The organism is Arcobacter lacus, from assembly GCF_003063295.1.
Taxonomy (GTDB): domain Bacteria; phylum Campylobacterota; class Campylobacteria; order Campylobacterales; family Arcobacteraceae; genus Aliarcobacter; species Aliarcobacter lacus.
The window spans coordinates 63482-87689 of the sequence record NZ_MUXF01000016.1; the positions used below are offsets into that span (position 1 = coordinate 63482).

Genomic DNA, 24208 nt, shown 5'->3' on the forward strand with positions numbered 1-24208 from the left:
TTTTCTTCTCAAATAGTTTACAATTAATATTTTTAAGAGTACAATAAAAACTTATTTTAAGGAGCAAAAATGCTTAAAAATATATTTCTTTTAGCAACAATTTTTATTCTTTCTGGTTGTATTCCAAAAACAACACCTTCAATTATTGAAGAAAGATTTTCAAATCAAAAAGAGATATCAACATTTGATAGTTGTACAAATTTTTCATATATTTCACAAATTGATGATATAAAATATGGAAAACTTTTTGTTGAACATATAAATTTAAATAGTGATTGCAAATGGAATGGCTTAGCAAGAGGTTATTTTGTATCTCTTTTTATGGATACTATAAAAGCTAAATCATATAAATTAGTTGAAAGATTAGATTTTTCTAATATAGAAGTAAATACTTATTTGGTTGATGATATGTATTATGTAAATATCGTAAATCAATATAAAGTTTTTGAAGATATTTTTATAATAGATTATAAAGGATTTTATACAACAAATCTAATAAAAAAATATGACAGCAACTACACAAATATTTATTTAGAAAAACCAAGATTGGATACAAATTATTCAAATAGTTTAGTAAGAATGAATTTTATAAATTCATATTTCTCAAAAGAGAGAGAATCTTTTGCGAATTAATCTTTTAATTATTATTTATTGCCTTATTGTTGTAATGTCAGTTATGTATGCAACACAACCATTGCAACCACTTTTGGCAAAAGAGTTTAATATTACAGTTATTCAAGCTTCTTGGTTTACAGCAGTTATTTTACTTTTTATGGCAATTTCTCCTATTATTTATGGATACACTTTAGAAAAAATGTGTGCAAAAAAGATGTTGATAAATGCTTCTTTTATTTTACTGATAACAAATATTTGTTTGGGATTATCTACAAATTATGAAATGTTTTTATTTTTTAGAGTTTGTGAAGCTTTAGTTGTACCTGCTATTTTAACTTCTTTGATGAGTATTTTGGCAAATATTGATAAAGAAAATGTAAAATTTAATATGTCAATATATGTTGCAGCAACTGTTTTTGGTGGACTTGTTGGAAGAATATTTTCTGGATTTATTGCTACAACATTTTCTTATGAATATGTATTTTATTCTCTTTCTTTAGCAATTTTAGTATCTATTACTTTGATAAAAAAGTTGGACTACAATGGTGATGCAACTATTATAAAACCAAAGATAAATGATGTAATAAATATTTTACAAGATAAAAGGTTTGTTATAATTTATTTCGTAATGTTTTGTATTTTTTTTGTTTTTGCTGGTGTTTTAAATGTATTACCATTTAGAGTAAAAGACATCTCTGAACATTTTTCAGAATTTCAAATATCATTGTTATATTTAGGTTATGGAATGGGTATTTTGGTATCTTTAACTTCAAAAAAGATTATAAAATTTTTTAAAAATGAAATAAATACTATTTTAGTTGCATGTGGTTTTTTTATATTTGTAACAATATTTCTAACAAATAATGACATTATATATTTATTTTTACTTCTATTTTTATTTTGTATTGGAATGTTTACAGCTCATACTGTAAGTACACAACTTGCGAATTCTATGAAATCTTCTCAAAAATCTTTAACATCTGGAATGTATTTAACTTTTTACTATTTAGGTGGAGCAATGGGTTCTTTTTTACCTACAATTATTTATAAAAACTTTGGTTGGGATTTTATGATATATCTATTTGCGCTTATTTTAGTCGTAGTAGAAATAGTTGTTTTTATCAATAAAAAATTGTTTTGATATAATCTATAAAATAGAAAGGAATTTCAATGGAAAAGTTAAGTTTAAAATCATCTTTTGTTTTAGGTTTTTTTATTTTTATTGGTTTAGGAACTTTGGGATATTTTATTTCGAGTAGTTTTTTAAAATCAAAAGAGTTAGAAAGAACAGTTATTGTAAAAGGTTTGTCAGAAAAAGAGGTACAAGCAAATATTGTATTATGGCCTATAAAATTTTCTGCAACAGCATCAACTTTAGATGAATTATCAAAAAAAGTTGAAAGTGATACAAATAAAGTTTTAGAGTTTTTAAATAAATATGGAGTAAAAAAAGAAGATATTACAGTTAATTCTCCATCAATCATAGATAAAAATGCAAATGAATTTACAGAAAGAGACTATACTTTGAGATATTTAGCAAATAGAACTATAAATATATATTCTCAAGATATTGAAAAAATAAGAGATGTAAGTGGAAAACTATTTGAATTATCACAAAATGGAATTTTATTCAGAGTAGATGATTGGGATTCAAAAATAGAGTATCTATATACAAAATTAAATGAAATAAAACCAGCTATGATTGAAGAAGCAACGGCAAATGCTAGAGAAGTTGCACAAAAATTTGCTCAAGATTCAAATAGTAAATTAGGTAAAATCAAAAAAGCAACTCAAGGACAATTTGAAATAACTAGTAGAGATAAAAATAGCGAACACATAAAAAATATTAGAATTGTATCAACAGTTGAGTATTATTTAAATGATTAAGAGATAGTTTAATACTATCTCTTAAAATTATAAGTTTTCTTTTGCGTAGTCTAAAGCTTTAGTTTTAGCTTCTTCGATTTTAGAAGTATCTTTTCCACCTGCTTGTGCAAAGTCAGGTCTTCCACCTCCACCTCCACCAACGATTGGAGCAATATTTTTTATCCAATCACCAGCTTTGATGTTTGTATTTTTACTTCCAGCTACAATCAAAACTTTATCATCTTTTGCTTGTAATAAGAAAATTGCAACTTTTTCGTTTGCATTTTTTGTATCATCAACAATTTTCTTTAAATCACCATTTTCTACTACTGAAACTATAACTTTTGTATCATTTATAATAGTTTCTTCAATAGGAGAAGAAGTTTTACTTTGAGAAGTTTCTATCTCTTTTTTCAAATCTTTGATTTGCTCTTTTAGTTTTTTTATACCTAAAATTACATCACTGTTTTTAACTTCTGCTTGAATTTCATTCATTTTTGAAATTATATCTTTAGTATATTTTATTGCAGCAGTTCCACAAACAGCTTCTATTCTTCTTACTCCCGCACTAACACCTGATTCTTTTACTATATAAAAACTTCCAATATCAGCTGTATTTCTTACGTGAGTTCCACCACAAAATTCAACAGAAACATCTTCAAAACTTACAACTCTTACAACATCACCATATTTTTCACCAAACATAGCAATAGCACCTTTTTTCTTTGCTTGTTCAATAGGAAGTTCTTCAACATTTCCTGAAATTCCTCTTGCTATCATAGAGTTAACTAAGTCTTCAACTTCATCAATTTGTTCTTTTGTCATAGCTTTTGGATAAGTAAAGTCAAATCTTAGTCTTGAAGCATCATTTAAAGAACCAGCTTGAGAAACAGTATCTCCTAAAACTATTTTTAGAGCACTTTGAAGTAGATGTGTAGCACTATGGTGTTTTGCAACTTCATTTCTATTTACAACGATGGCATCAACACTCTCACCTTGTTTTAAAGATGAATTAACAACTTTTACTTTTGAAAGATTTAGTCCATGAAATTTTGTAGTTTCTTCAACAATAGCAATATGTTTATTATCTTCTAAAGCTCCAATATCTCCATTTTGTCCACCACTTGTAGCATAAAATGGAGTTTTATCTAACATTACCCATCCAGTTGAATCTTTTTCTAAAATTTTCACTTCTTTAAAATGTTCATCTAAAAGAGCAATAATTTTTGATTTGTAAGTTGTATTGTTATATCCAACAAATTCATTTGAACCGAATTTTTCTAATAATTGTTTAAAATCACCTTCGTTTGAAGTATCACCACTTCCTTTCCAAGCTGCTTTTGCCATAGCTTTTTGGTTATTCATTAATTCATCAAATTTAGCTAAATCAACTTTTAAATCTCTATCTCTTAACATATCTTCTGTTAAGTCTAAAGGGAAACCATAAGTGTCATATAATTTAAATGCAGTAACACCAGAAAAAATATCTTTTGTTTTTTCTAGTTCTTCATTAAATAAAGACATCCCTAAATCAATAGTTTTAAAGAATCTATCTTCTTCTAAAGTTAATTGTTCTTCAATGAAATTTTTATTTTCAACAAGTTCTGTATAGTGTCCACCCATTATTTCTATTAAAGTGTCAAGAAGTTTCGCCATAAATGGTTTTCTAAATCCTATTAAATAACCATGTCTAACTGCACGTCTTAATATTCTTCTTAAAACGTAAGGTCTTCCTTCATTTCCAAATAATATTCCTTGTGAAAGCATAAAAGAACAAGCTCTTAAATGGTCAGCAATTACTCTATATGAACCAATATTTTCTGAAGTTGCATTTTTAGAAGAAATTTCTTCGATTTTTTTAATTATTGGTTTGAAATTAGACGAATCAAAGTTATTAAATACACCTTCTTTAATTGCAATTACTCTTTCAAGACCCATTCCTGTGTCGATAGATGGTTTTGGAAGAGGATTTAGTTTTCCATCAGCTGTTCTTTCGTATTGCATAAATACTAAGTTCCAGATTTCTAAAAATCTATCTCCATCTCCTCCCATATAATCTTCTTTACCATTGAAGTTTTCTTCTCCTTGGTCATAAAAAATTTCACTACAAGGTCCACAAGCACCTGTATCTCCCATTGACCAAAAATTATCTTTATCTCCAAACCTCATAATTCTTGACGGATTTATGTACTTTGACCAAATATCAAAAGCTTCATCATCATTGTTATGAACTGTAACCCATAATTTGTCTATAGGAAGTGCTAAATTAACTGTAACAAATTCCCACGCATAAGCAATAGCATCTTCTTTAAAATAATCTCCAAAAGAGAAGTTCCCTAACATCTCAAATAAAGTGTGATGACGTGCAGTGTAACCCACATTTTCAAGGTCATTATGTTTTCCACCAGCTCTTACACATAATTGGCATGATGTAGCTCTTGGATTTTCAGGTCTTGGAACAACTCCAGTAAATATATCTTTAAATTGTACCATACCAGCATTTGTAAACATTAATGTAGGGTCATCAGGAATTAAAGGCATAGATGAAACAATTTCATGTCCTTTGCTTCTAAAAAACTCTAAATATTCTTTTCTAATATCCATTAAATTATCCGTTATTTATATAAAATTTCTTTATTTTATCCAAAAGTTTATTTAGCCTTGATTAGTAGAAGTTTATAAAATATAAAACTAGATTTAAGTTTTTAAAAGTTATAATTTTTCACGTTTTAAAAAACTATGAAATAAAATAAATGATAAATAAAATTTAATAAAAGGATAAAATATGGGAAAATATATTGAATTAACAGCTTCAAATTTTGATGAAGTAACAAGCAAAGGTGTATCTATGGTAGATTTCTGGGCTCCTTGGTGTGGACCTTGTAGAATGATTGCTCCTGTTATTGAAGAATTAGCAAGCGATTTTGAAGGAAAAGCAAATATTTGCAAAGTAAATACAGATGAAGAACAAGATTTAGCTGTAAAATTTGGTATTAGATCAATTCCTACTGTTATCTATATCAAAGATGGTAAAGTTGTAGACCAAACAGTTGGTGCTTCTTCAAAACAAGCATTTACTGATAAAATTAATTCTCTTTTATAATTAAATAAAAGATTAAAATTTAGAAGGAAGATGTTTTTACATCTTCCTTTTTTTATTTAAAATATTTAGTATTTAAGATAGATATAAATTATTAAATGATAAAATTTTTCCATAATATTTGTTTTATATAATCTATAACTTACAAATATTTTAGTATCATAATATTTTTATAAATATATGAGATGAATTAAAATTAAATTAAGGATTTCAATATGTTAGATTTAGCAATTATAGGTGGAGGACCAGCTGGTTTAACTGCTGGATTGTATGCTACTAGAGGTGGTTTAAAAAATGTTACTATGTTTGAAATGGGAATGCCTGGAGGACAAATAACAAGTTCTTCTGAAATTGAAAATTATCCTGGACAAATTGAAATTGTTTCTGGAATGGATTTAATGATGAAATGGCCAGAACAGTGTCAAAGATTTGGACTTAAACATGAAATGGCTCAAGTTGAAAATGTTTCAAAAAATGGTGATATTTTTAAAATAGTAACATCAGATAAAAAAGAGTATGAAGCAAAATCAGTTTTAATGGCAACTGGTTCTGTTCCAAGACGTGCAGGATTTAAAGGCGAAGATGAATTCTTTGGAAAAGGGATTTCTACTTGTGCAACTTGTGATGGATTTTTCTACAAAGGAAAAGAAGTAGCTGTTGTTGGTGGTGGAGACTCTGCTATTGAGGAAGCTATATATTTAGCAAAATTATGTAAAAAAGTATATTTAGTTCATAGAAGAGATACTTATAGAGCAGCGCCTAGTACAGTTGAACACATGAAACACACAGAAAATATTGAAGAAGTTACAAATGTTAGCGTTGAAGAAGTATTTGGTGATGCAAGTGGAGTTACAGGATTAAAAGTAAAATGTAATAAAACTGGTGAAATCAGAGATTTACCAACTCCAGGTGTATTTATTTTTGTAGGAAGAGATGTTTTAAATGCGCCTTTAAAACAAGCAGATGGTTCTTTTTTATGTGATGTGAGAGAAAGTGGTGAAGTTGTGGTTGATTTAAAAATGAGAACATCAGTTGCAGGACTTTATGCAGCAGGTGATATCAGAATTGATGCAGCAAAACAGGTTGTTTGTGCAGCAGGTGATGGTGCAACAGCAGCGGTTAATATTATTGAGTATTTAGGATAAGGGAATAATTTAAATGGTTAAAATAGGTATTTTAGGAAGTACTGGTAGAGTTGGTTCGCTATTAATTGATGATTTACAAAATGATAAAGATGCTAAATTATCAGTAGTTCATGTTACTAGAAAGTTATTAAAAACTTTGCCACAAGAAACAGTCGTTACAAATGATATAAAAGTTTTATTTGATTCTTGTGATGTAATTATTGATTTTAGTAAACCTTCTGCAACTGAGGCACTTTTAACTGAAGTTGTTGAAAATGGTGCAAAAAAACCGTTAGTGATTGCAACAACTGGATTAAATAAACATCAGCAAAATTTATTAGTTGAAGCTAGTAAACTGGTACCTATTTTATATGCAACAAATATGAGTTTAGGAGTTGCAGTTTTAAATAAACTTGTAGCTTTAGCTTCTAAAACATTAAGAGATTTCGATATTGAAATTGTAGAACAACATCATAAACATAAAATTGATGCACCTTCTGGAACTGCTTTAACATTAGCTGAACATGCTGCAAATGCAAGAGATTTGAACTTAGATGATGTAAGAGTTTCAGGACGAGATGGAAATGTTGGACCTAGAACTAAAGATGAGATTGCTGTTATGGCATTAAGAGGTGGAGATATAGTAGGACGACATACAGTTGGGTTATATAATGATGGAGAATTCTTAGAATTAAATCATACAGCAACTGCAAGAAATACTTTTTCTAGAGGTGCAATTAAAGTTGCAAAATGGATTGTAGGAAAAGATGCAAAACTATATTCAATCAATGATGCTTTAGGTCTATAAGGAAAATAATATGTGTGCAATAGTTGGAATTTTTGGGAATGATAATGCAGCGAGATTAGCCTCGGTTGCTCTATTTGCGATGCAACATAGAGGTCAAGAAGCAACAGGTATTTCTTCATCATGTGATGGAAAAATTTATACAAAAAAAGATAGAGGTTTAGTTTCAGAAGTTTTTACTGATGCCGCACTAAAATATCTAAAAGGAAATATGGCAATTGGGCATAATAGATATTCAACAGCTGGTGGAGATTCTATTTTAGATGCACAACCTGTTTATGCAAAATATAAACTTGGTGAAATATCAATTGTTCATAATGGAAACTTAATAAATAAAGATGAAGTTAGACAAGATTTAATTGATAAAGGTGCAATTTTTCAAACAGGAATGGATACTGAAAATTTGATTCATCTAATTGCAAAAAATACAAAAGATAGATTAAGAGATAGAATTAAAGAAGCATTAGAAAAAACTATTGGTGCATATTGTTTTATAGTGCAAAGTAGAAGTAAACAATTTGTTATTAGAGATAGATACGGAATTAGACCGTTATCTATTGGGAAATTAAAAAGTGGTGGATATATAGTTGCTAGTGAAACTTGTGCTTTTGACTTAGTTGGTGCTGAGTTTATACGAGATGTAAGACCTGGTGAAATGCTTATTTTAGCTGAAGGTTGTGAGCCAGAATCTATTCAATTATTTGAACCAGAATTTAGACCATGTGCTTTTGAATACGTATATTTTGCTAGACCAGATTCTGTTATTGATGGTAAAAATGTATATACATCTAGAGAAAATATGGGCAAAGTTTTAGCTATGAATGATAAAAATAAAAATATCAAAATAGATATGGTTGTTCCTGTTCCAGATTCTGGAGTTCCTGCAGCTCTAGGCTACGCAACACAAAGTGGAATTCCTTTTAAATATGGAATCATTAGAAATCACTATGTTGGAAGAACTTTTATTGAGCCAACTCAAGAGATGAGAGATTTAAAAGTAAGAATGAAACTTAGTCCTATGAGATCTTTAATTGAAGGAAAATCTTTACTTGTTATTGATGATTCAATTGTAAGAGGAACAACTTCAAAAAGAATAGTAAAATTACTAAAAGAAGCAGGGGCTAAAGAAGTTCATTTCAGAGTTGCTAGCCCAGAAATAAAATTTCCATGTTTCTATGGAATTGATACTCCAAATAAAGAAGAATTAATTTCAAATAATATGAGTAAAGAAGAAGTTTGTAAATATATAGAAGCTGATAGTTTAGAATATTTATCGATTGATGATTTAGTAAATGCAATCGGAAATGATAGAAATTATGCACTTGAAAGTTTTGATGGAGATTACTTCGTAAAAGCGTAATGAGTGAATTAAAAAATGTATTAACTATCGGAAGATACTTAAAAAATAAATTTGGTGAAAAAGTTTACAAAATTCCTATTTCAATATCTGGATTTACTTGTCCAAATATTGATGGAACAGTAGCTCGTGGTGGTTGCTCTTTTTGTGAAAATGATTCTTTTAGCCCAAATTTACAAGAAAAAAGAACAAAATTTAAACTTAATCCTAAAATTAATGAGAATCCATATTTAGAAAATCAATTAAAACAGCTAGAAATGCAGTTTTTTGCTACAAAAAAAAGACTTGAAAATAAATTTGGTGTAAAAAAATTTATAGTTTATTTCCAATCTTTTACAAATACTTATGCTCCATTTGATACTTTAAAAGCTTTATATGAAAAAGCTTTGAGTTTTGATAATGTTATTGGTTTGAGTATTGGAACAAGAACAGATTGTATGACAGATGAAATTTTAGATTTTTTAGTAGAAAAGTCTAAAAATAAAGAGATTTGGATTGAGTATGGAATTCAGTCATTTTTTGATGAAACACTTGTAAAAATAAATCGTGGTGATAGTGTTTCTAATATGAAATATTGGATAAAAAGAACAAAAGATAGAGGATTGAAAGTTTGTGGACATTTGATTTATGGTTTGCCAAATGAAACACAAGAGATGATGCTTGAAACTTTTAAACAAACTTTAGAGTTAGAAGTTGATTCTATAAAATTCCACCCTTTATATGTAGTGAAAAATACACTTTTAACAAATGATTTTAAAAAAGGAAGATTTACTCCAATTTCTGAAGAACTATATATTGATACAGTTGTAAAATCTATTATAAATCTGCCTTCAAATATATCAGTTCAAAGAATAACTGCTGGAATAGATGATAGTAGTTTATTGTCACCACAATGGTGTAAAGATAAACATCAACAAATGAAAAATATTAGATTAGCTTTAGAAAAAGAGGGATGGAACTATTAAATAGTACCTTTTGGTACTATTTCATTTTTAAAAGGTAGTCAACTACATTTTCAATAAATGCATCATGTTTTTTATCTTTTCTATATGCAATATAAAGTTTTCTTAACATTTTTTGATTACCAATTCTTGATTCATATAAAGCACCAGCTTTTAATAGTGATTCAATTGCATTTCTTGAAACAATAGAAACAGTTGGAGTTAAATTTTTATCTGAGTGTAAAACAGTCTGAACTATTGTTGTTGCTGATGTAACTTCACTAGTTACATTAAATGTATCACAGTCAGGATAATTTGCTTTTTCAAGATTTTCTTTAAATAATAATCTTGTATTTGATTCAGGATTTCTACAAACCCATTTATAAGATAATAAATCTTCAGCTTTAGCTTTTAATGGAAGTTTTTGATTAGAAAATATTACAATTTCATCTTCCATCCATTCTCTATAGATGATTTCTTCATTTGGAATGTAATTTTCAACCAAAGCTATATCTATTTTTTTATCGAGTAAATCTTGAATAGCTTCATGAGAAACTGAAACATTTATAGATACATCATTATGAATATTTTCTTTTAAATTATTTAAAAATCTAGGAAGTATATAATTCCCGATTATAAAAGAAGCACCAAATACAAATGTTACATTTTTATTCATTATTTTTAATAGTTCTTTTTCAGCATTTGCGACACATTTTTCAATTTTAAGAGCAATTCCGTGAAGTATTTGCCCCTCTTTAGTTAATTTTATACCATTCTTTTTTCTGTCAACAATTTGAACATCTAAATAATCTTCAATAAATTTCATTTGTTGTGTTACTGCTGGTTGAGAAATTCCTAGCTTAGCAGAAGCTTTCGAAAAAGATTTTTCTCTAACAACAGTTAAAAAAGTTTCTAATTTTGCAAAATCAGTGAGCATTACAATCTCCAATAAATAAATTGAAAGAATAATAACATTTATTTATATATAGAATAATTAAGAGAAATAATGAATTTATATTATATATGGTATAATAAATAACAATTGGAGAGAAAATGTCTGAAAATTTATTATTATCATTAAATGATTCACAAAAAATTGCTGCTCAACATATCGATGGTCCATTACTTATTTTAGCTGGTGCCGGAAGTGGGAAGACAAAAACTATCACAACAAGACTTGCTTTTTTAATATCTATTGGTATAGATCCAAGTTCAATTTTAACTTTAACTTTTACAAATAAAGCAGCAACTGAGATGAGAGAACGAGCATTTTCCTTATTTGATTCATCTAAGATATTTACTCCACCTTTACTTTGTACTTTTCATAAATTTGGTTTACTATTTCTAAAATTTCATATGAGTGAATTGGAAAGAAAAAACAATTTTATTATAATTGATACAGATGATAAAAAAAGAATTTTAAAGTCAATTAATAAAGAGATTCCTTCTGCTCTTTTAGCTTCGGAAGTTTCAAAATATAAAAATTCAATATTAGCTCCAAGTGAAGTTAAAGCAACAGCACAGTTAAAACTTTATCAAGAAATAGCACAAATATATGAAGATTATGAAAACTATTTAGAAAAAAACAATTTAGTAGATTTTGATGATTTACTTCTTCTTCCTTATAAAATATTGAAAAACAATGAGAATTTAGCAAAACAAATTAGTCAAAAATACCAGTATATTATGGTAGATGAATATCAAGATACAAATGAGTTACAATATAGACTTTTAAGACTTTTATGTTCAAGCCATAATAATCTTTGTGTGGTTGGTGATGATGATCAATCTATTTATGGATGGCGTGGTGCGACTATAAAAAACATATTGAATTTTTCTGATCATTTTGAAAATAGTTTAGTTATAAAATTAGAAGATAATTATCGTTCAACAGATACTATTTTAAATCATGCAAATCAATTAATAGAGCATAATAGAGATAGATTAGGAAAAAAATTAATAGGAACTAGAACAAAAGGTGATTCTATAAGAATTTATGAATCAAATGATGAAAATGACGAAACAAGAAAAATTGTAGAAGATGTAAAAAAACTTATAGATAGTGGAGAAAATCCTAAAAATATAGCAATTTTATTTAGAGTAAATGCACTATCACGTTCTTTAGAAGAAGGATTTAACAAAGCAGGATTACACTATAAACTTGTTGGTGGAATGAAGTTTTACGAAAGAAGTGAAATTAAAGATTTAATTGCATACTTTAGAATTTTAACAAATCTAAATGATAATTTTTCTATAAAAAGAATCATAAATAAACCAAAAAGAGGTATAGGAAAAACAACAATTGAAAAACTTGAAGAAAAATCTATTGAAACTGGTAAATCTATTTTTGATTTGATTCAAGATCTTGATGCTGAAGGTATTAGTTTAATTGTTGGTAAAAAGAATGCAAGAACACTAAAAGTATTTGAAGCTTCTATTTTAGATTTAAGAGAATCCCTAACTCAATCAAAAATGAGATTTTTAGATAACTTTGAGGAGACTTTTGATTATAGAGCTTCATATGATAATCTTCCTGATGGTTTTGAAAGACAAGCAAATATTGATGAGTTCTATGGATATATAAGAGATTATTTTATTCAAAATCCTCATTTAGATTTAAAAGATTTTTTAAATGAGATTGCACTTGAAAATGAAAATGATGATTATAGTGGTGAAGCTGTCTCAATGATGAGTGTACACGCATCAAAAGGTTTAGAGTTTAAACATCTATTTATTATTGGTTTAGAGGAAGGTTTTTTCCCAATTACTGGTGATGGAAGTGATTTAGAAGAAGAAAGAAGATTAGGTTATGTTGCAATTACAAGGGCAAAAGATAATCTTACTTTATCTTTTGTTCATTCAAGATTTTATAAAGGAAAAAGAACAGTTCTTTCAAAAAGTAGATTTTTAAGTGAATCTGGACTTATAAAAGGAAGTTTAACTATTCAAAAACAAGCAGATTTTAAAAAAGGTGATATCGTTTCTCACAAAATCTTTGGAATGGGAAGAGTAGAAAAAGTAACGAGTGCTGGTAAAGATTATAAATTAACTATTAACTTTGGTGGAACAAAAAGAGATATATTATCTTCATTTGTGGAAAAAGCTTAAATAGGATAAGCTTTTGCAAGTAAGATTTTATGAAAAAGAACAATTAAATAAATTGTTAGTAGTGAATAAACCTATATTCATGAGTTCAAATTTTTATTTGAACAGAATAAAAAGAAAATATAAAAATAAAAAAGCTGGATTTAGTGGAACACTAGATCCTTTTGCAAAAGGTTGTTTGATTGTTGCTTTTGGACAATATGCAAAGCTTTTTAAATATTTATCAAAAACTCCAAAAACATATAAAGCAGTAATTTGGCTTGGAGTAAAATCAAAATCTTTAGATATAGAAGAAATTGAAAGTATAGATTTAATAGACAAATTAGATAAAAGCCATATTATAAAAGAGTTAAATTTACTAAAAAGCGAAATAGAATATATTCCTCCAAAATTTAGTGCAAAAAAAATTGATGGAAAAAGAGCTTATGAATTAGCAAGAAATGGAGTTGAAGTTGAACTGAATAAAACAAAAATGACGATTTTTGATACGAAATTTGTTTTATATAATCATCCATTTATAACTTTTGAAGTAACTGTTAGTGAAGGAACTTATGTTAGATCTTTTGCACAAATACTTTTAGAAAAATTAAATAGTTTTGGAACTTTATCTTATCTTGAACGATTAAATGAAGGTGAATTTTTTTATGAAAATGAAAAAGAGTTAAATCCATTAGATTTTATAAAATTACCTGTAAATAAATATTTGGGCACAGCTGAATGGCTAGAAAAAGGTAAAAAGATAGGAATTGAGTATGTTGATAAGAAAGATAATGGGAAATATCTTATAATAACTGAAGAGTTTTTTTCTATTATTGAAATAGTAGATAATGATGTAAAATATCTAATAAATAAAGTACCAAAATATGGAATATAAAATGACTGAAAAATCTTATGCAAAAGTAAATATTTTTTTAAAAATAGCAAATAAAAGAGATAATTACCATGAACTTGTATCAAGATTTGTACGAGTTCATAGTCTTTATGACAAAATCTCTTTTATTAAATCTAAAAGGAAAGCTTTTGAAATTATAGGAAATTTTGGTTGCAAAATGGAAACAAATACTATTTTTAAAGCATATGAACTTATTAAAAGCTATAAAGGTGTTGAAGATTTTTTTCAAGAGTATAGCGTTGAAGTAGAAAAAAATATTCCAGAGTTTGCAGGACTTGGTGGTGGAAGTTCAAATGCAGCTACATTTTTGATTATGACAAATAAATATTGTAAACTAAACTTATCAAAAGATGAATTATGCAAAATTGCAGTTAAAATTGGTGCTGATGTTCCATTTTTTGTATATGAATATGACAGTGCGAATGTTACAGGCATCGGAGAAATTGTTGAGAAATTTGATGAAGAAATTTTAAATATAGAAACTATTACTCCTGATATTAAATGTAATACTGGTGAAATTTTCAAAATTTTTAGAGAAAAGTTTTATAAAGAGATATCAAAAGAAGAAGCCAATAAATTGCTTAGTATGAAATCTTTTGATATACTAAAACAATTTGGTATAAAAGATGCAAATGATTTATATGAAAGTGCATTGAGTTTATATTCGCAATTAGGCGATTATGAAAAAAAAGATTGGTATTTTAGTGGTAGTGGAAGTTCATTTTTTAGGATAAATAATGGCAAATAAAAAAGATACAAAAAAGAATTTAGTTTTTAAAAACAAAAAAGCATTTCATGACTTTACTATCTTAGAAACTTTAGAAGCTGGAATTGTCTTAGAAGGTAGTGAAGTAAAAGCAATAAGAGAGGGTAGAGTTAATCTAAAAGATTCTTTTGTTCGTATAATTAAAGGTGAAGTATTTTTACTTAATGCTCATATCTCTCATTTAAGTACAACTCACTCAACTTATAGACCAGATGAAAGAAGATCTAGAAAACTTTTACTTCATTCAAAACAAATAGACAAAATGTACTCTAAAGTTACGAAAGATGGGATAACATTAGTTGCATTAAAATTATATTTTAATGATAAAAATATGATTAAAGTTGAAGTTGCAACAGCACAAGGTAAAAAATTACATGATAAAAGAGAAGATTTAAAAGCAAAAACTATGAAACGTGAAACTGAACAAGTTTTAAAATCTTTTAAATAGGATATTTTTTATCTCTTTTATAAGTTTAAATTATAATTAGAATAATAACTCATTTGTTAATTAATTGTTAATTTTTTTGTTAATTTTAAGTTTCTCTTAGCTATGATTTTGTTCAATGAGTGACTTTTTGTGACTTGTATATAAAATTAGTAGGAGGAGATTGATGCAAAACGGTGCACAAATTGAGTATGATTACTCAGTTGCAAAAGCCTTTACATTTGCAACAATATTGTTTGGTATCATAGGTATGACAATTGGTGTTGTACTTGCGTTTCAATTAGCTTTCCCAGAGCTAAATCATTTAGCAGGGGAGTATGGTACATTTAGTAGATTAAGACCTTTACACACTAATGGTGTTGCTTTTGGTTTTGCTTTAAGTGGTATTTTCGCAACTTGGTATTACGTATCTCAAAGGGTATTTAAAGTTTCATTAAAAGAATCACCTTTTTTAATGGCTATTGCAAAATTACACTTTTTGTTATATTTCATTACTATTCTTTTAGCTGTTGTTACTTTGTTTATGGGAATTACAACATCAAAAGAATATGCTGAATTAGAGTGGCCACTTGACATTTTAGTTGTTGTTTGGTGGGTTTTATGGGGTATCTCAATTTTTGGAATTATTGGAATTAGAAGAGAAAGAACTCTATATATTTCAGTTTGGTATTATATTTCTACATTTATTGCAGTTGCAATGTTGTATTTATTCAATAATATGGAAGTTCCAACTTATTTAGTTTCTGGATATGGTTCATGGATTCACTCTGTATCTATGTATTCTGGTACAAATGATGCACTAGTACAATGGTGGTATGGACATAATGCTGTTGCATTCGTATTTACTACACCAATTATTGCTATGATTTATTATTTTTTACCAAAAGAATCTGGACAAAATGTTTATTCTTATAAATTATCTATCTTAGCATTCTGGGGATTATTATTTGTTTACTTATGGGCTGGTGGACACCACCTTATTTATTCAACTGTTCCAGATTGGATGCAAACTATGGGTTCTGTTATGTCAGTTGTTTTAATTTTACCATCATGGGGATCTGCAATTAATATGCTTTTAACAATGAAAGGTGAATGGCAACAATTACAAACAAATACATTAATTAAATTTATGGTATTAGCTTCAACTTTCTATATGTTATCTACTATTGAAGGTCCAATTCAATCAATCAAATCGGTAAATGCAATTGCACACTTTACAGATTGGATTCCTGGTCACGTTCATGATGGTGTTTTAGGATGGGTTGTATTTATGATTATGGCAGCTTTATATCACATGGTTCCAAGAATGTATAAAAAAGAGTTATATTCTAAATCTTTAATGGATACACAATTCTGGTTACAAACTACTGGTATCGTTTTATACTTTACTTCTATGTGGATTGCAGGTATTACACAAGGTATGATGTGGAGAGCTTATGATGAATATGGTTCATTAGTATATTCATTTATTGATACAGTAAATGTATTACATCCATATTATACAATTAGAGCAGTTGGTGGGTTATTATACCTAATTGGATTCTTTATATTTACATATAACATTTATAAAACAATTAAATGTGGTAGAGTGCTTGATAAAGAGCCAGTAAATGCAACTCCAGTAGCTGCGTAAGAAAAGGAGAGATTATGTTTCATTGGTTTGAACAAAGACCGTTTTTCTTTGCGGTACTAGTATTTTTATTTGTTGCATTTGCAGGAATTATAGAAGTAATTCCAGACTTTGCAAAACAAAGTAGACCAACAGTTGGTACAAAACCATATTCAGTATTAGAATTAGCTGGAAGAAATGTTTATATTAAAGATTCGTGTAATGCGTGTCACTCTCAGTTAATTAGACCATTTAAATCTGAAACAGATAGATATGGTATGTATTCATTATCAGGTGAATATGCATATGATAGACCATTCTTATGGGGTTCAAAAAGAACTGGTCCAGATCTAATGAGAGTTGGAAATTATAGAACTACTGATTGGCATGAAAATCATATGTGGCAACCTTCATCTGTTGTTCCTGGAAGTATTATGCCAGCGTATAAACATCAATTTTCAAATATTGCTGATGTAGAAACTGCTTATGCAGAAGCTTTAACAGTTAAAAAAGTATTTAATACTCCTTATGACCAAGAAGGTATGCCTAAACTTGGAACTTGGGAAGAAGCAAAAGCTGCTGCTTTAGAAGAAGCAAAAGCAATTGCAGAAAATATGAAAAATGAAGATGTTAAAAAAGCTGTTGCAAACGGTGAAGTTCCTGAAATAGTTGCATTAATTGCATATTTAAATTCTTTAAAATAAGAGGTCTCTGATGGAATATGAAACACTTTTAACAGTACAAGGCTACGCTAAATTCTTTTTAGTTTTAGCTGTATTCATTATATTTTACTCATATGCTTATTCTATTTATAAAAGGGATAAAACAGGGGAAAGGGATTTTGAAAAATACTCAAAGCTTGTACATGATGATTCAAGTGTTTCAACTCCTCTTGAAGAAAGAAAAAAAAATAATGATATAGATAATAAGGAGAAATAAGATGAAATCTATGGTTATAGGTGGAATAATTCTTATCATCGCTCTAATGGCAGGAACTTACTTTGTAGCGGGTGATGCTTTTAACAGTGATGATTATATTAATAGCCTAACAATGTTAGGTGCAGTAGCAATTATTACAATCAGCGTATTTGTTGTATTAAAATATGTTAATCAAATGAAAAATGATACTGCAAGTGGGGAATTAACTGAAGAAAAATGGGATGGTATCGGTGAATATAAAAATCCTATTCCAACAGGATGGGGATTAGCATTTATAGGTGCAATTTTATGGATGTTCTGGTATTTTACTGTAGGTTATCCAATTACTGGATTCTCTCAAATTGGTCAATGGAATGAAGAGACTAATGAGTATAATGCTAAATTTGAACAAAAATGGGTAAATCCATCTGAAGAGACTTTAAAAGCTATGGGACAATCAGTATTCTTAGTTCAATGTGCTCCTTGTCACGGTGTTGATGCAGAAGGTATTGAAGGGAAAGCTCATAATTTAACAAAAAGAATATCTAAAGAACAAATTGTTTATACTATTAAAAATGGTGCAAATAATTTAACAACAGATTTCCCTGCAGGAATGCCACCAATGATGTTAACAGAAGATGCTGATATTGATACAGTTGCTACATACGTTGCAAGTGGATTCAAAGGTGAACAACCAGCTGCTTATGCTGTTTGTGCAACTTGTCATGGTGAAGATGGAACTGGTATGCCTTTTGTTGGTCCAAATATTAAAGCTTATGATGATGCATTAGTTATGGCTGTATTAAAAGAAGGTAAAAAAGGTCTAATTGGTACAATGCCAAGCTTTAATGAAAGACTTAACGAAACTCAAGAGAGAGCATTGGCTTCATATTTAAGAAGTTTAGGAGAGTAATATGGCTGGAAATACACAAATGAACGAAAATGAAAGAGGTATTTTTAAATTAAATGGAATTTCAGGTATGTTAGTAGCTGTTGTTCTATTATTAACAATCCTTGCTGTTTTAGTAGTAAATGCAGTATTAGTTCAACAAAGAGAAGCTACAAACTACTATAAAATAAACCAAGATTTAAATGGTTTAAAAGCAAATAGTGCAGATAATCATACACAGTACCAACTTGTTGGTAATGAGAAATAAGGAGTAAAATATGGAAAAAATTATTGGTATTTTACTTGTAGTTGCAGCTATAATGACTATATATTTTGGTTATTTTGATGCAGCAAAAGTATATGTTGGTTAAATGAAAAAAGTTAAATTTTTTAAAGTAGGAGTGATTTTTTCACTTTTACTTTTTTTCTATACAAGCTTAAATGCTCAAAATTACATCTTGAATGATGATAAATTAATTGATGATAGAGCAAAAGAAAAAATCAATCAAATTGGTGATGAAGTTAAGTCTAAATTAGGTGTTAATATATATATTTATGCAAAATCTACTTTAGGCTTAGATGATAATATTAAAATAAAAGATAAAATTGAAATAATAAAATCAAATGAAAATAAGATTTTAGAAAATTTGCAAAATCCATATATTTTAATGACTATTTATGTTGAAGAAAATATCGTAAATTTAATTTTTACAGAAGATTTAAAAAATACAATTGATAAAAATGATATTTTAGATGGCTATGTTGTTCCTCTTCTTGCATCAAAAGATAAAAATACTCTTTATGCAAAAGTTAGTGCAGCAACTTTGAATGGCTATGCAGCTATTGCTGATACTTTAGCAGATTCTAAAAATATAAAATTAGAAAGTAGTATAGGAAATTCTGGTAAAGTTTCTGGTACAATTTGGAGGGTATTTATGTATACTCTTGTTGTTGTTGCACTATTGACTTATACTTATGCTGTTTTAAGAAAGAGAAAATAAATTATGAAAAGAAATTATTGGCCACTGTTTTTTGTAGGAATTTTTAGTTTTGTATTTTCAATGATTGTTTGGACAATTAACAAAGCTGTAAGTGTCCCTACAATTGAAGATAGAAGTTTTATGAAAAAATATCAAGATGTCGATGAACATTTTAATGTAATGATGGAATCAAATCAAAAATTTCTATCAAAATATGATTTTGAAATGTATTTAAATGGTAAGAAATTTGATTTAACTACAGAAGATATAAAATATTCTCAAAGAGTAATTGAAAAATATTCAGAAAATAAAAACCTTTTAAAAATAGGTGAAAACAATCTAAAGATTGTAGTAGTAGACAAAATAACAAAAGAAAAAAAAGATATGAAAATTGATTTAATAGTTTCAAAAACTATGACTAATGATAGTGATATACCTATTAAAAATGATAATTTTACAAATTTAAATAATACTTTTTCTTCAAATTTTGATATAAAAGAGGCAAATAATTGGATTATAACAGGTAGTTTCAATGTTGATGAAACAATAGGTTATATTTATATTAAAACAAATGCTATCTAAAAAAAAACTTTTAGTTTTTCCAACTTCAAGAGCAATCAGAGATTATATCTCTAAACAAAAGAGTGATAATACTCTTTTGCCTTTTATTCTAACTATAGATGAATTTTTAAAAAAATCAATATCATTACCAGATTTAAAATATTGTGAAGAAGAACATAGAATTCTTTTTTTAAATGAAGCAATAAAAAATGTTGATATAAAGAAACTAGGAATTTCAAATAATTTTACAAAATTTTTGAAGCAAAGTGATTATATATATAGATTTTTTTTGGAATTAGCAAGTGAGAAAGTTGAAATTGAAGAGATACAAAATGTTGATACATATGACTTTTATTTAGAGCATTTAGAAATTCTAAAAGTTATTAAAAAAAAATATATAGAAATTTTAGAAAAAAACTCTTATGTTGATAAAATAAATTTTGATAAATCTTACTCAATAAATAAAAACTTTTTAGATAAATTTCAAGATGTTGAGCTCTATTTTGAAGGATATTTTACGAAAGTAGAGTTTGAAATTGTAGAAAAAATATCCCAAAAAATAGATACAAAAATTATATTTTATTCAAATTATTACAATCAAAAATCATTAGAAGTTTTTAAAAATCTTAATATTAATCTAAAAATTGATCACAAATATAAAATTGATTTAACAAATAAAATTATTTTAGATGAAGAAGAGATAAAAAGCTTATTAGAAAGTTATGAAATAAAAGGATTTTCATCAAGGTTAAATCAAATAGCATATATAAAATCTTCTATAGAAAAATCTGTGTTAAATGGAGTGAATCCTACAAATATAGCTTTAGTTTTACCGGATGAGAGTTTTGCAGATACTCTTCAACTATTTGATGATGAAAGATATTTTAATTACGCTATGGGGAAAAGCATAAAAAATAAAGAACTTTACCAAATAGCAAATGCAATTTATTTATATCTTAGTGAAGATGAAGAAAAAAATATTTCAAATCTAACTTATTTAAAAGTTGATAAAGAAGTCATAGATAAAAACATAAAACCTTTTTGGAATAAAATTACAAATAAAGAGTTACTTTTATTTATTACAGATTTCATAAAAGAAAAAGAAAAAAATGTAGAGTTACTTGAAAAGTATGATGAACTTCTTTACAAACTAAATATTGTACTTTTTTCAAATGAAAATCAAATTTTATTAAAAGATGTATATAAAATATTTTTACAAAAATTATCAACAATTACTTTAGATGATATAAATTCTGGAAGAATTACAGTTTTAGGATTACTTGAAACAAGAGCTATTTCTTTTGATACCGTGATAATTTGTGATTTTAATGAGTCATTTATTCCAAAGATTTCAGTTAAAGATAAGTTTTTATCAACAAAATTAAAACAATTAGCAAATCTTCCAACTCAATTTGATAGGGAATCTTTACAAAAATATTATTACAAACGATTGATAAGTTCTTCAAAAAATGTTTTTATATCTTATGTGAACTCTGAAACAAACCAAATTTCAAGATTTGCAAATGAACTTTTTGAAAAGAATATTATAACAGATACAAATGACAACTTCTACAAACATATTTTATATGTTAATCATAAAATTTCTCATTTTGAGGAAGAGATATTAGAGCAAATTGATTTAACAAAATTTATTTGGTCTGCTACATCATTTAAAACTTTTTTACAATGTAGAAGAAAGTTTTATTTGCAAAATATATTAAAAATCAGGGAACATTCAATCTCTTTAAAACCAAAAGGGTATGAGTTAGGTGATATTATTCACTCTATTTTAGAAGATTATTATACTATTGATAAAAATTCAAATGAACTAAGTTTTGAAAAAATTGAAGAACTTTTTTATAAATATAAAAGTTCAAATCCTTTTTTGATTTTAGATTTGGAAATTTGGAAGAAAAAACTTTATGAATTTTATTTATATGATAAACAAAGATTACAAAATAGGGTAATTGTTAATTTAGAAAAGAATTTTGAATGTGAATTTAATGGCATAAAAATAAGAGGAATTATTGATAGAATTGATAAAATTGAAGATAATTATGAGTTGATTGATTATAAAACATCTTCAAGTTTAAGTGTTGATACTTTAAAAAATTATGAAAAAAGTTCAGATTTCCAACTAGAATTTTATTATATTGCAATGAATCAACTTTTTAAGACAACTAACATAAAAGCATATTATTATGATTTAAATACTCCTTCTCTTATCCCAGAAATTTCAATAAATGAGAAATTAGAGCTACTAAGTCAAAAATTTGATGAATTAAAAGAGCTTTCAAAAGAAAAAATATCTTTTTTTAAGTGCGAAGATAAAGCAAATTGTTTATACTGTTCTTATAAAATCATTTGTAATAGGGAATAAATACACACAAGTTCTATTTATTAGAACTTGTTGCTATTAATACATCTTCAATAATTTTTGTTATATCGCCATCTAAAATAGCATCAACATTTGAATAACCAATATTACTTCTACTATCTTTTACTTGTTGATAAGGTTGAAGTACATAAGATCTAATTTGATGACCCCAACCATTTTCACTTTTTTCTATACCATCTTTACTTGCTCGTTGTTTTTCAAGTTCAAATTCATATAATCTAGATTTTAACATTTTAAAAGCACTATCTTTATTTTTATGTTGACTTCTATCATTTTGACATTGAACTACAATTCCTGTTGGAATATGTGTAATTCTAATAGCTGATTCAGTTTTATTTACGTGTTGTCCACCAGCTCCACTTGCTCTGTATGTATCAATTCTAATATCTTTATCTTCAATTACAATATTGATATTATCATCAATTTCTGGACTTACCATAACTGATGAAAAAGATGTGTGTCTTTTAGCATTTGAGTCAAATGGAGAAATACGTACAAGTCTGTGAATACCATTTTCTGCTTTCATATATCCATAAGCATTTTCACCTTTGATGATAAAAGAAACATCTTTTATTCCTGCTTCATCACCATTTTGATAATCAAGAAGTTCAACTTTAAAATCATTTCTTTCTGCCCATCTAAGATACATTCTATATAAAATGCTTGCCCAGTCTTGTGATTCAGTTCCACCAGCTCCTGGATGAATAGAAACTATTGCATTTGAAGCGTCATCTGGATTTGAAAGCATTACAGATATTTCAGTTGATTTGATTAAATTTTCTAAATCACTAGCTTCTTCATAAAGCATCTCTAAAGTTTCTTCATCTTTTTCTGCTGTTGCCATTTCATAAAGTTCATTTGTTCCAGTTAATGAGTCAAATGCTTTATTAAATTTATTTAGTTTTCCTAAAATTCTATTTTTTTCTATTCCTATTTTTGTAGCATTTTCAACATCATTCCAAAAATCTTGAGATGCTTCCTCATTTTTTATTTCAGCTAATCTATTATTTAAAATATCAGGTTTTAGAATACCTTTTATATTATTTAATTTTGTATTTAGAAGTTTTAATAATTCTGAATATTCGTATGCGTCCATTTATTTTTTAATCCTTTAAAAAGTGTTTATAAAAGTTGTGTTTTGAAAGAGAGTTGAAAAAGGGCTATTAGCCCTTTATTCATTTTTTAGAAGGATTATTTAAATCTTTTAAGTAAGCGTAAATACCTTTAATTGTTTTGCTATTTAAGTTACTTGTATGAATTGCTGCATTTAAAGAACTTTCTTTTCCATTTCTACCTAATTCATAATCTTTTAAAGAACTTTGCATATCTTCAACAGATAAAGAATTTAAAGCTACACCACCTTTTTTAACTTCACCTTTTGCTCCATGACAAGTTTGGCATTGATTAACATAAATTTTTTGAGCATCAACTTTTGCTTCTTGAACCTCTTTTTCAATTTTTGCTTTTTCTTCAGCTTGTTTTTTTTGCTCTAATTTTGCAAGGATATTTGCTTCCATTTGAGCTTGATTCCCTACAAATTGAGTTGTTCCAAACTGTTGAGTTGTTGGAGTTTTTAGAATATAAATAAAATTCATACCATTTGCAGTTTGAGAAATTTTAATATCATCAACTGCCCAACCTTGTTTTTTCATATCATTTACAGAGAACTTTCCAGCACATGCACCACCATCAAGGGCAATATTTTCAATAGTACTCATAGAAGAATGATTTTCTTTAAAGCACATAGTTGTATCAGCTAAAATAGAAGTCGTTCCTAATAGTAAAATAGAAGAAAGAATAGCTTTTTTCAAGATAAAATCCTTTTTTTTAAATTGCA

The 24208-nt window shown here is 27.2% G+C and carries 24 protein-coding genes; 20 read left to right on the forward strand and 4 right to left on the reverse strand.

The features are described from left to right. Nucleotides 1–69: 69 nt before the first annotated feature. The 3 genes from B0175_RS08070 to B0175_RS08080 are packed head-to-tail and all read left to right on the forward strand — an operon-like array spanning nt 70 to nt 2502. On the forward strand, nt 70–633 hold the full coding sequence (locus tag B0175_RS08070) for a hypothetical protein (protein ID WP_108528097.1): 564 nt from the start codon (nt 70–72) through the stop codon (nt 631–633). Next, nucleotides 623–1756, forward strand: a complete 1134-nt coding sequence (locus B0175_RS08075) for an MFS transporter (RefSeq protein ID WP_080952706.1) — start codon at nt 623–625, stop codon at nt 1754–1756. Before B0175_RS08070 ends, B0175_RS08075 begins: the two co-directional genes overlap by 11 nt. 29 nt (nt 1757–1785) lie before the next feature. Next, the gene (locus B0175_RS08080; protein ID WP_014469373.1) at nt 1786–2502 is read left to right on the forward strand and encodes an SIMPL domain-containing protein; all 717 of its coding nucleotides are present in this window, start codon (nt 1786–1788) and stop codon (nt 2500–2502) included. Between the two features lie 27 nt (nt 2503–2529). Here B0175_RS08080 and alaS read toward each other — a convergent pair whose 3' ends face one another. After that, complete coding sequence (gene alaS, locus B0175_RS08085; RefSeq protein WP_108528098.1) at nt 2530–5085, reverse strand: alanine--tRNA ligase; 2556 nt, start codon at nt 5083–5085, stop codon at nt 2530–2532. Between the two features lie 181 nt (nt 5086–5266). Here alaS and trxA point away from each other — a divergent pair, with 181 nt between their 5' ends. The 5 genes from trxA to B0175_RS08110 all read left to right on the forward strand — a co-directional run bounded on the left by trxA (nt 5267) and on the right by B0175_RS08110 (nt 9832). Further along, nucleotides 5267–5584, forward strand: a complete 318-nt coding sequence (trxA, locus tag B0175_RS08090; protein WP_004510979.1) for a thioredoxin — start codon at nt 5267–5269, stop codon at nt 5582–5584. Nucleotides 5585–5796: 212 nt separating this feature from the next. After that, a complete protein-coding gene (trxB, locus tag B0175_RS08095; RefSeq protein WP_108528099.1) occupies nt 5797–6726 on the forward strand; it encodes a thioredoxin-disulfide reductase in 930 nt (309 codons plus the stop codon). Between the two features lie 13 nt (nt 6727–6739). After that, nucleotides 6740–7513 carry a 4-hydroxy-tetrahydrodipicolinate reductase gene (gene dapB, locus B0175_RS08100; RefSeq protein WP_108528100.1) on the forward strand — a complete coding sequence of 258 codons (774 nt, stop codon included), beginning with the start codon at nt 6740–6742 and terminating at the stop codon, nt 7511–7513. Nucleotides 7514–7523: 10 nt separating this feature from the next. Next, nucleotides 7524–8870, forward strand: a complete 1347-nt coding sequence (gene purF / locus B0175_RS08105) for an amidophosphoribosyltransferase (protein WP_108528101.1) — start codon at nt 7524–7526, stop codon at nt 8868–8870. Next, nucleotides 8870–9832 (forward strand): TIGR01212 family radical SAM protein, encoded by a 963-nt coding sequence (locus B0175_RS08110; RefSeq protein ID WP_108528102.1) that lies wholly within the window; start codon nt 8870–8872, stop codon nt 9830–9832. The genes purF and B0175_RS08110 overlap by 1 nt, the downstream gene beginning before the upstream one ends. Nucleotides 9833–9848: 16 nt before the next feature. Here B0175_RS08110 and B0175_RS08115 read toward each other — a convergent pair whose 3' ends face one another. Then, the gene (locus tag B0175_RS08115; RefSeq protein WP_004510974.1) at nt 9849–10745 is read right to left on the reverse strand and encodes a LysR family transcriptional regulator; all 897 of its coding nucleotides are present in this window, start codon (nt 10743–10745) and stop codon (nt 9849–9851) included. A 116-nt stretch (nt 10746–10861) separates the two neighbouring features. Between B0175_RS08115 and B0175_RS08120 the strand changes: the two genes are divergently transcribed. From B0175_RS08120 to B0175_RS08175, 12 genes are all read left to right on the forward strand, one after another. Further along, nucleotides 10862–12916, forward strand: a complete 2055-nt coding sequence (locus B0175_RS08120) for an ATP-dependent helicase (protein WP_108528103.1) — start codon at nt 10862–10864, stop codon at nt 12914–12916. Nucleotides 12917–12929: 13 nt separating this feature from the next. Next, nucleotides 12930–13787, forward strand: coding sequence for a tRNA pseudouridine(55) synthase TruB (gene truB / locus B0175_RS08125; RefSeq protein WP_108528104.1), 858 nt, complete (start codon nt 12930–12932; stop codon nt 13785–13787). A 1-nt stretch (nt 13788) separates the two neighbouring features. Further along, the gene (locus B0175_RS08130) at nt 13789–14553 is read left to right on the forward strand and encodes a 4-(cytidine 5'-diphospho)-2-C-methyl-D-erythritol kinase (RefSeq protein ID WP_108528105.1); all 765 of its coding nucleotides are present in this window, start codon (nt 13789–13791) and stop codon (nt 14551–14553) included. Beyond that, on the forward strand, nt 14543–15019 hold the full coding sequence (smpB, locus tag B0175_RS08135; protein ID WP_108528106.1) for an SsrA-binding protein SmpB: 477 nt from the start codon (nt 14543–14545) through the stop codon (nt 15017–15019). Before B0175_RS08130 ends, smpB begins: the two co-directional genes overlap by 11 nt. A gap of 163 nt (nt 15020–15182) precedes the next feature. After that, nucleotides 15183–16649: a cytochrome-c oxidase, cbb3-type subunit I gene (gene ccoN, locus B0175_RS08140; protein ID WP_108528107.1), complete on the forward strand. Its 1467-nt coding sequence runs from the start codon at nt 15183–15185 to the stop codon at nt 16647–16649. Nucleotides 16650–16663: 14 nt separating this feature from the next. After that, nucleotides 16664–17329 carry a cytochrome-c oxidase, cbb3-type subunit II gene (gene ccoO / locus B0175_RS08145; protein ID WP_108528108.1) on the forward strand — a complete coding sequence of 222 codons (666 nt, stop codon included), beginning with the start codon at nt 16664–16666 and terminating at the stop codon, nt 17327–17329. Between the two features lie 10 nt (nt 17330–17339). Next, nucleotides 17340–17564, forward strand: a complete 225-nt coding sequence (locus B0175_RS08150) for a cbb3-type cytochrome oxidase subunit 3 (protein ID WP_108528109.1) — start codon at nt 17340–17342, stop codon at nt 17562–17564. Nucleotide 17565: 1 nt separating this feature from the next. Further along, entirely contained in the window at nt 17566–18456 is an 891-nt protein-coding gene (locus B0175_RS08155; protein ID WP_108528110.1) for a c-type cytochrome, read from the forward strand. A 1-nt stretch (nt 18457) separates the two neighbouring features. Then, nucleotides 18458–18700: a DUF4006 family protein gene (locus B0175_RS08160; RefSeq protein WP_108528111.1), complete on the forward strand. Its 243-nt coding sequence runs from the start codon at nt 18458–18460 to the stop codon at nt 18698–18700. Nucleotides 18701–18803: 103 nt separating this feature from the next. After that, a complete protein-coding gene (locus B0175_RS08165) occupies nt 18804–19433 on the forward strand; it encodes a hypothetical protein (protein ID WP_108528112.1) in 630 nt (209 codons plus the stop codon). Nucleotides 19434–19436: 3 nt separating this feature from the next. Then, nucleotides 19437–19994: a hypothetical protein gene (locus tag B0175_RS08170; RefSeq protein ID WP_108528113.1), complete on the forward strand. Its 558-nt coding sequence runs from the start codon at nt 19437–19439 to the stop codon at nt 19992–19994. Further along, nucleotides 19984–22353 carry a PD-(D/E)XK nuclease family protein gene (locus B0175_RS08175; protein ID WP_108528114.1) on the forward strand — a complete coding sequence of 790 codons (2370 nt, stop codon included), beginning with the start codon at nt 19984–19986 and terminating at the stop codon, nt 22351–22353. The genes B0175_RS08170 and B0175_RS08175 overlap by 11 nt, the downstream gene beginning before the upstream one ends. A 13-nt stretch (nt 22354–22366) precedes the next feature. On the opposite strand, the gene prfB is transcribed toward B0175_RS08175, so the two are convergent. Beyond that, entirely contained in the window at nt 22367–23467 is a 1101-nt protein-coding gene (prfB, locus tag B0175_RS08180) for a peptide chain release factor 2 (RefSeq protein WP_108528115.1), read from the reverse strand. 79 nt (nt 23468–23546) lie between these two features. Then, nucleotides 23547–24182, reverse strand: a complete 636-nt coding sequence (locus B0175_RS08185) for a c-type cytochrome (protein WP_228156087.1) — start codon at nt 24180–24182, stop codon at nt 23547–23549. Between the last annotated feature and the right edge of the window lie 26 nt (nt 24183–24208).